The 7,674-nt window shown below is 66.8% G+C and carries 8 protein-coding genes; 5 read left to right on the forward strand and 3 right to left on the reverse strand.

What is annotated here, in order from left to right:
• The first annotated feature begins 9 nt into the window (after window positions 1–9).
• Window positions 10–969, forward strand: a complete 960-nt coding sequence (locus ACIA8C_RS00475; RefSeq protein ID WP_397130120.1) for a LysR family transcriptional regulator — start codon at window positions 10–12, stop codon at window positions 967–969.
• A gap of 290 nt (window positions 970–1,259) precedes the next feature.
• Here the strand turns inward: ACIA8C_RS00475 and ACIA8C_RS00480 are convergent, their stop codons facing one another.
• The 3 genes from ACIA8C_RS00480 to ACIA8C_RS00490 form a co-directional block, all read right to left on the reverse strand.
• A complete protein-coding gene (locus tag ACIA8C_RS00480; protein ID WP_397130121.1) occupies window positions 1,260–2,120 on the reverse strand; it encodes a hypothetical protein in 861 nt (286 codons plus the stop codon).
• 108 nt (window positions 2,121–2,228) lie between these two features.
• On the reverse strand, window positions 2,229–2,969 hold the full coding sequence (locus tag ACIA8C_RS00485) for an ABC transporter ATP-binding protein (protein WP_397130122.1): 741 nt from the start codon (window positions 2,967–2,969) through the stop codon (window positions 2,229–2,231).
• A 33-nt stretch (window positions 2,970–3,002) separates the two neighbouring features.
• Window positions 3,003–4,061 (reverse strand): ABC transporter permease, encoded by a 1,059-nt coding sequence (locus ACIA8C_RS00490; RefSeq protein WP_397130123.1) that lies wholly within the window; start codon window positions 4,059–4,061, stop codon window positions 3,003–3,005.
• Window positions 4,062–4,191: 130 nt separating this feature from the next.
• Here ACIA8C_RS00490 and ACIA8C_RS00495 point away from each other — a divergent pair, with 130 nt between their 5' ends.
• From ACIA8C_RS00495 to cobM, 4 genes are all read left to right on the forward strand, one after another.
• A complete protein-coding gene (locus ACIA8C_RS00495) occupies window positions 4,192–5,388 on the forward strand; it encodes a sensor histidine kinase (RefSeq protein ID WP_397130124.1) in 1,197 nt (398 codons plus the stop codon).
• A complete protein-coding gene (locus tag ACIA8C_RS00500) occupies window positions 5,385–6,002 on the forward strand; it encodes a LuxR C-terminal-related transcriptional regulator (RefSeq protein ID WP_397130125.1) in 618 nt (205 codons plus the stop codon). Before ACIA8C_RS00495 ends, ACIA8C_RS00500 begins: the two co-directional genes overlap by 4 nt.
• Before the next feature lie 93 nt (window positions 6,003–6,095).
• On the forward strand, window positions 6,096–6,521 hold the full coding sequence (locus ACIA8C_RS00505; protein WP_397130126.1) for a PPOX class F420-dependent oxidoreductase: 426 nt from the start codon (window positions 6,096–6,098) through the stop codon (window positions 6,519–6,521).
• Between the two features lie 27 nt (window positions 6,522–6,548).
• Window positions 6,549–7,298, forward strand: coding sequence for a precorrin-4 C(11)-methyltransferase (gene cobM, locus ACIA8C_RS00510; RefSeq protein WP_397130127.1), 750 nt, complete (start codon window positions 6,549–6,551; stop codon window positions 7,296–7,298).
• Window positions 7,299–7,674: the final 376 nt, after the last annotated feature.

The following is a 7,674-nucleotide window of genomic DNA, read 5'->3' on the forward strand; positions in this document are numbered from 1 at the left end:
TTGTCCGCAATGGCTAGATGTGCAGTAGGTATCTGCGAGGATGCAGATATGAACGTCGGTTCCGCGGGGTCTGCCCGTCGGCCGAGCGCGGACGACCTGCTGGTGCTGCTCGCAGTCGGCCGATCGGGGCGTTTCGTGTCGGCGGCCGAGGAGCTCGGCATCAACCACACCACCATCTCCCGCCGCATCGCCGCGCTGGAACACACCCTCGGCGGCCGGGTCCTCACGCGCGCCGCGGGCGGCTGGGAGCTCACCGAACTCGGCAAGGAAGCGCTGGCGGCCGCCGAGGCGATCGAGTCGGCCGTCAAGTCGCTCGCCGCCGACGCCGACGGCAGCCGAGTCCTCGAAGGGGTAGTACGGATTTCGGCAACCGACGGTTTCAGCGCCTACCTCGCCGCGCCCGCCGCCGCCGAGGTGCAACGCCAACACCCCAAGATCACCGTCGAAATCGTCGCCACCACAAGACGAGCGAGCACCCAGCGCTCGGGCTTGGACCTCGAGGTGGTCGTCGGCGAACCACAAGTCCACCGCGCCACCGCAATCCGCCTCTCCGACTACTGTCTCGGTCTCTACGGCAGCCGGGACTATCTGCGCGACCATGGAACCCCCGCGACCATCAATGACCTGGCCCAGCACTCGTTGGTCTACTTCATCGACTCCATGCTCCAAGTAGACGACCTGGACTTGGCCTCTAGCTTCGTCCCCGCCATGCGCGAATCCGTAACCTCCACAAACGTTTTCGTCCACGTAGAAGCCACCCGAGCCGCCGCAGGCATCGGCCTACTCCCATGTTTCATGGCCGACCGCCACCCCGACCTCACCCGCATCCTCCCCGGCCAGGTCTCCGTCAAACTCACCTACTGGCTCGTAGCCCGAGCCGAAACCCTCCGCCGCCCCGAAGTATCCGCCTTCGTAGACGCCCTCCGCGCAAAGGTCCACCACGAACGCTCGGCGCTTTTAGGCGGTTAGCAACTTGGCTGATTCAAATCAACGAAGACGTCGTGCAGCGTTTCGGCGGTAACGGCGTTGCCTATCCACGCACAGAGCAGGTCGGGATCCCAACAGTCGGCAATCCGAACCGACTCAGCTGCTGGCAAAGTGAACCCTGAATCGATGAGGGCCCGCAGCAACCTATGGCGCAGGCTCTCGACCATGCCTTCGAAGTAGGCCTTCGAAGTAGGCCTTCCTGATGAAGTCGGTTCTATACGGACATTCTGTGGTGAGAGACAGTTGATGGCCAAGGTCCTGCCGGGTCGTGATCATGCGTTTCGGTCGTCGAACACCTCATAGAGCGAGTCGGCACCGGCGGCGCGGCGGAGCCACTTGTCGAACTGCTCGAGATCGGTGCACTCGTCGATCCGAGTTCTGATCGCCTCGGGGACAGGCAGCCCTCGCGCTTCGAGCACCGTCAGTAGCGCTTTCGCTTCTCCTCCAGCCTCTCCTGCGGTGTAGTAGTTCCGGGCGAAGTCGCTGATGTACTTGGATGCTCCGATGCGCATTTTGAGGCCTTCCAGGAAGTGCTGGCCAGCTTTGGGCAGAACAGCCATTACCAGGTCAATGTACATTTCGTAGTCCGCGACGTCGACTATGGCCGCGGCCAGACCGGTCAGGATCGCGTCTCGTTCCGGATCGTTGCGGTGGGCGATCGCCGATAACACGGCCAGTTCGACGTTTGCCGACGCGACAGCTGGATCTGTTATTACGGGGACGTGTTCGGGGCTGAGCACGATGGGGGCGAGTCTGCACCCGGGGGCGATGTCGATCGGGCTACGGCATCGAGCGGCGGTGCGTTCGTTAGGGCAGATGACGAGAAGGACAGTGGGGCAGTGCAGCCGTGCTCGAAGAGTGGTCACGTATACCGGCCAACTCCAAGTCTTGCGGTTGTCCGGTTTCAGTTGGACTTCGATAATCACCGCCAGCGCTGGTTTCGTTCCCGTTGCTAACACCACCACGGCGTCGGCGCGGTATTCCGTCGGATCGATATCGGGGAAGTCGCCTGATTCCAAACGTGCGTGGTCGAATTCGGGCAGCGGGGTGTCCAGCACGGTCAATAGGTCGGCTGCGAGTTGCGGGCGTTGCCTGAACAGATCGATGATTCTTTCATGCAGTTTGCCGGGCATGCAGGGAAGCTATCAGTGGCCAATGACAGAAAACAAGCTCGTATTTTCGGTGCCTTTGGAACGAATCATGTTGGAACGTTCCACTTTTCGGCAATTGATGCGCGAGTGCTACGGGGTTGCGGGGGCGGTTTGGGTGAGGTGGCCATCGGTCATGGTGTAGACGGCGTCCATGCGGTGGAGGTGGGTGCTGTCGTGGGTTACCAGGAGGGTGGCGGCGCCGTGGTTCTGGACGATGGTGAGGATGAGATCGATTATGGCGGAGCCTCGTTCGGTGTCGAGAGCGCTGGTGGGTTCGTCGATTACGAGTAGGGCGGGGTTGTTCATGAGGGCTCGGGCGATGTTGATGCGTTGGCGTTGGCCGCCGGAGAGTTGGGCGGGGCGTTTGGACTTTTGGTCGGCTAGGCCGACGGCGTCGAGGAGTTCCATTGCCCTGGTGCGGGTTTCGCGGCGTTGATGGGCGGAGGTGCGCAGATGTTGGCCGAGGTGGGACATCACCTCGAGTTGTTCTAGGGCGGTGAGGGCGGGTATCAAGTTCGGCTGTTGGAAAACGATGCCGATGGCGGAGCGGCGCAGCTCGGCGGCTTCGCGGCGGCCTACGGTGGCGAGATCGGTGGTCCCGGTGGGGGTTTCGAGAGTTATCTGGCCGGAGTCGGGGCGGATGAGGGTGGCGGCCACGGCCAGGAGGCTGGATTTGCCTGAGCCGGAGGGGCCGGTGATGGCGGCGATGGTGCCACCGGTGACGTGGAGGCTTACTTGGTCGAGGGCGGTGAGTCGGCCAGCGCCGTCGGGGTAGGTGAGGGTCACGTTCTCGACGGTGAGGGCTGTGCCGGTGCGGATCGCGGTGGTCATGCTCGAAAACTCCAGTGGCTCAATGCTGATGGGTCAGCGTCCCGCGCCGAGTGCGGTCAGCGGGTCGGTGGTGAACAGGAAGCGGAGGGCGAAGGCGGCGCCGAGTAGGCCGAGCACGATCAGGACTAGTGCGGGCAGCAGTGTGGTGGCGGGGCTCAGGACGAATGGGAGGGCGTCGCCCATGAAAGCGGCTGCGGCGACGGTGATTCCGAGCCCGACCGCGACGCCGGCGGTCAGCACGATGGCGGCCTGGGCGAGGGCGTCGCGGACCAGGGAGCCGGAGGTGGCGCCCAGTGCTTTGAGGGTGGCGATGTCGGGCATGCGCTGGACGGTCCAGACGGTGAAGAAAGCGCCGATCACCAGCGCCGAGATGGCGAACAGCAGCACGGTCATCAGGGTCAGTGAGCCGTTCTCGGCCTGGTACGCGCTGAGTGCCGACAGTGCGCCGGATGGGTCGGTTGTCTGGGTGTGCGCGGTAATGTTCACCGCGGCCTGATCGGCGACGCCGGAGACCGCGAGCACGGTGGCGGCGCCGGCGCGAGGGCTTATCGCCTGCCAGTCGGCGAGGGTGGTCCAGACCACCGGTGTGTGGCTGTACCAGTCGTCGCCGCGTACGGCGGCCACGGTGAAGGCGCGCCCACTGATGGTGACGGAGTCGCCTGCGGCCGCGCCGAGATCCTTGGCCGCGCCGGTGCTGAGCACCACGCTGCCGTTCTCGGTTGCGGAGCGGTTGCCAAAGGCCGTTCCGGTGGTGCCGAAGAAGGCGACCTGCACCGAGGCCCGGCCGCCGGGGTCGACCTTGCCGTGGCTGATGCCGATCGGGTCGGCGGTGCCGCCCTTGCCCGCCGCGGCCTGCCACGCCGCGACCTGTTCGGTGGTCAGGGTCGAGGCGTCGAAGGACGGGGCGGCGCCGGTGTCGGCGAAGACGATGGTGTCGCCGGGGAACGATTCGACGGCCGAGATGTTCTGGTGCGCGAGTCCGGCGGTGAGCCCGCTCAGGAAACTCACCAGCAGCGCCACCAGGGTGACGACCAGGGTGATGAGTAGGAAGCGGCCGCGGGCGGCGCGCAGATCTCGGAGTGCGACGAACATGCCTTCACTGTTCCGCGCGGGGCGCCCGCGGCCATCGCACGCGGGAAGGAAAGGCGCACCATCGAACGGTGGGTGGCGGTTTACACCTTTCGATGGATGCCGCCCGGGTAGCCGCACATAAGCTGGCAGGGTGCATTCGTCCCCGCTCACGCCTGTCTTCACCGCGCTGCGGCTCGGCCTGCATGTGCTGGTGACGGCGTTGGCGGTGGTGATCGCCGTGCGTGCGCTGCTGCCCGGAGCACCGCATCCGATCCCGGTGGTGGTGTTGACGGCGGGCTTCCTGGCGACCTACTTCGCAGGTCCCGTCCTGAGCGGGCGGCGCGGCGGTATCGCGATCTGGTTGACCGCGCTGACGGTGTGGTGGCTCTGCCTCGTGCTGCTCGCCCCTGACGCCGGATACCTGGCCTTCGGCCTCTTCTTCCTCTATCTACATCTGCTGCCGCGGCCATGGAGCCTGCTCGCGGTGGCGGCGGCAACGGCGATCGCGGTCCTGGGTTTCGGTGCGCACCGGGGATGGTCGGTGGCAGGCGCGATCGGCCCGATCTTCGGCGCGGCGGTGGCCGTCGGCATCGGCCTCGGTTATCAAGCGCTGTTCCGCGAGTCCGCCGAACGACAGCGGCTGATCGACGAATTGATCAGTACCCGAGCGATACTCGCGGATAAGGAGCGCACGGCGGGCAAGCTGTCCGAACGCGAGCGTTTGGCGCAGGAGATCCACGACACCGTTGCCCAGGGCTTGAGCAGCATTCAGCTGCTTCTGCACGCCGCCGAACAGTCCGCCCCGGGTCACCCCGCGCTGCAACGGATTCAGCTGGCCAGGGAAACGGCCGCGGAAAATCTCGCCGAAACACGAAGGCTCATCGCCGAATTGGCGCCCGCCGCGCTCGACGGTCAGTCGCTGGCCCAAGCATTGGAGCGAATCTGCTTGCGCGCCAATGCCCCGGGGCTCGCCACGCAGCTCGTGGTCGAGGGCACCCCTGAACGCCTTCCGATGCCGATCGAGGCGGCGCTGGTGCGCATCGCGCAGGGCGCGGTCTCGAATGTGGTGCGGCACGCGAAGGCCGGCCGGATGCGCCTGACGCTGACCTACGCCGACGCCGAGGTCCTGCTCGACGTGGTGGACGACGGCGTCGGGATCGAGCCCGACGTCCTCGCGCACGCACCGTCCGGCTCGTTCGGCCTCGCCGCCATGCGGTCGCGGGTGGAGCAGCAGGGCGGCACCATGGCGGTGGAATCGGAGCCCGGTCACACCGCGGTCACCGTCTCCTTCCCGCTCGAACCCGCCACGCCCGAGCCGGATTCGGCCGAACCGGGGGAGCGCGCATGATCCGCCTGCTGCTGGCCGACGACCACGCCATCGTCCGCGCGGGCCTGCGCGCGCTGCTCGACGGCGGTGACGACATCACCGTCGTCGGCGACGTGCCGACCGGCGAGGCCGCCGTCGCGTTCTGCGCGACCACCCCGGTGGATCTGGTGCTGATGGATCTGAGCTTCGGTCCTGGCCGCTCCGGCGCGGACGCCACCGCCGAGCTGCGCGCACTCCCGCAACCGCCGAATGTCTTGGTGGTCACCAACTACGACACCGACGCCGACATCCTCGGCGCCATCGAAGCGGGCGCCTGCGGCTACATCCTGAAGGACACCCCGCCCACCGAACTGCTCGCCGCCGTCCGCTCCGCCGCGGCAGGGGAGAGCGTGCTCTCGCCCGCGGTGGCCTCGAAGCTGATGACCCGCGTGCGCCGCGCCGATACCACCTTGAGCGCGCGCGAAATCGAGGTGCTGCGGCTGGTCGCCGACGGCCGCTCCAATCGCGAGATCGCCAAGGAGCTGTTTCTCAGCGAAACCACCGTCAAATCGCACCTGGTGCACATCTACGCGAAACTCGGTGTCCGCTCTCGCACCTCGGCCGTCGCCCGCGCCCGCGAGCACGGTGCGATCTGAAAGAAAGCGTGTACTCGGCGGCAGCGCTCGTATCTTGCGACATGCGCTCGCAGCTGCCCCGCTCGACCGCCCGCGTGGCTCTAGGGTGAGCCAATGGCAACTCTGTCGGATCCTCAGGTGCGCGAGTTCCTCTCCGCGGGCACGCGGACGGCCAAGGTGGCGTTCGTCGCCGCCGACGGCCGGCCGGTGGTGACCCCGGTCTGGTTCGTGCTCGAGGGTGACGAACTGGTGTTCAACACCGGCAAGACCACCGCCAAGGGCAAGGCGTTCGCGCGCGACGGCCGGATCGCGGTGATCGTCGACGTCGAGGCGGTGCCGTACCCGTCGGTGCAGTTGCAGGGCACCGTGACCCTGTCCGAGGATCCGGAAGAGCTGGTGCGGACGGCCACCGAGATCGGCGGCCGCTACATGGGCGCCGACCGTGCCGAGGAATTCGGCAAGCGCAACGGGGTGCCCGGCGAGCTCGTCGTTCGCCTGCGGCCGACCAAGGTGCTCGCGCACTTCGACGCGACGGCCTGACCCGGACCGCGTTTTACACTCACCCGCATGACCGTGCACTTCATCGGAGCCGGGCCGGGTGCGGCCGACCTGCTCACCGTCCGCGCGGTCACCCTGCTCGGCGCCGCACCGGTGTGCCTTTACGCGGGCACCTATCTGGACCCCGACGTGCTCGGCCATTGCGCGCCCGACGCCGAACTGATCGATACCCAGCACCTGGATCTCGACCAGATCACCGAACATCTGGTGCGCGCCGATAAATCCGGCAAGGACGTAGCCAGGCTGTGCTCGGGTGACCCGTCGCTCTACTCGGCCCTCACCGAACAGACCCGCAGGCTCGACGCGCACGGGGTTTCGTGGGACGTCACCCCCGGCGTTCCTGCCTATGCGGCCGCCGCCGCCCTGCTCGGCACCGAACTCACCGTCCCCGAGGTAGTGCAGTCGGTCGTGCTGACTCGAACCCAGGCCCGCTCGACCGCCATGCCCGGCACCGAGGCGCTGGCCAACTTCGCCGTCACCGGCGCCACTCTCGTGCTGCACCTCGCGATCACCCGCGTCCGCACGCTGGCCGCCGAGCTCGTCGCCGACTACGGCGCGGACTGTCCGGTCGCCGTGGTGTACCGCGCCAGCCAGCCCGATCAGCTCATCCTGCGCGGCACCCTCACCGATATCGCCGATCAGGTCGAGGCCGCCGGGCTGCGGCAGGCCGCGATCATCCTGGTGGGCAAGGCCCTCGCGAGCACGATGCCCTGTGCGCAATCGCACCTTTACGACCCGGCTCGTACCCGTCATCGGTGACCCGCCGCGCCGCCCGCGCAGCGCGTCGCGCAGGATGTGAGGTCTGCAACATGAGGGCCGCAAAGTACTGACACCTCCGCTGCCTGTGATGATGTCGGTCAGCTATCGAGGTTGGTTGGTTCGGTGCGGACGACGACGGTAGATTGGTTCGGTGATCTGCAGCGAGATTCCCGGCATTGCCGGTCGGTGGGTAGTGGGCGCGGTTGCGCCTATGTAACAAGGTCACCCTGGCGGACAGATAGTGCCAATGAGCTTTTTTGCCTGATTGATTAGAGAACTGAACCCCGAGACGCGGGCGCCACGCTGGGATAGGTGAGCGTCCTGTCCGGGTGTCGTCGGGGAGCGCTTGCGTGGTGTTCCGGAAGCGAGGTTACGG

The sequence above is a fragment of the Nocardia sp. NPDC051321 genome (genome assembly GCF_044455225.1).
Lineage (GTDB): Bacteria > Actinomycetota > Actinomycetes > Mycobacteriales > Mycobacteriaceae > Nocardia.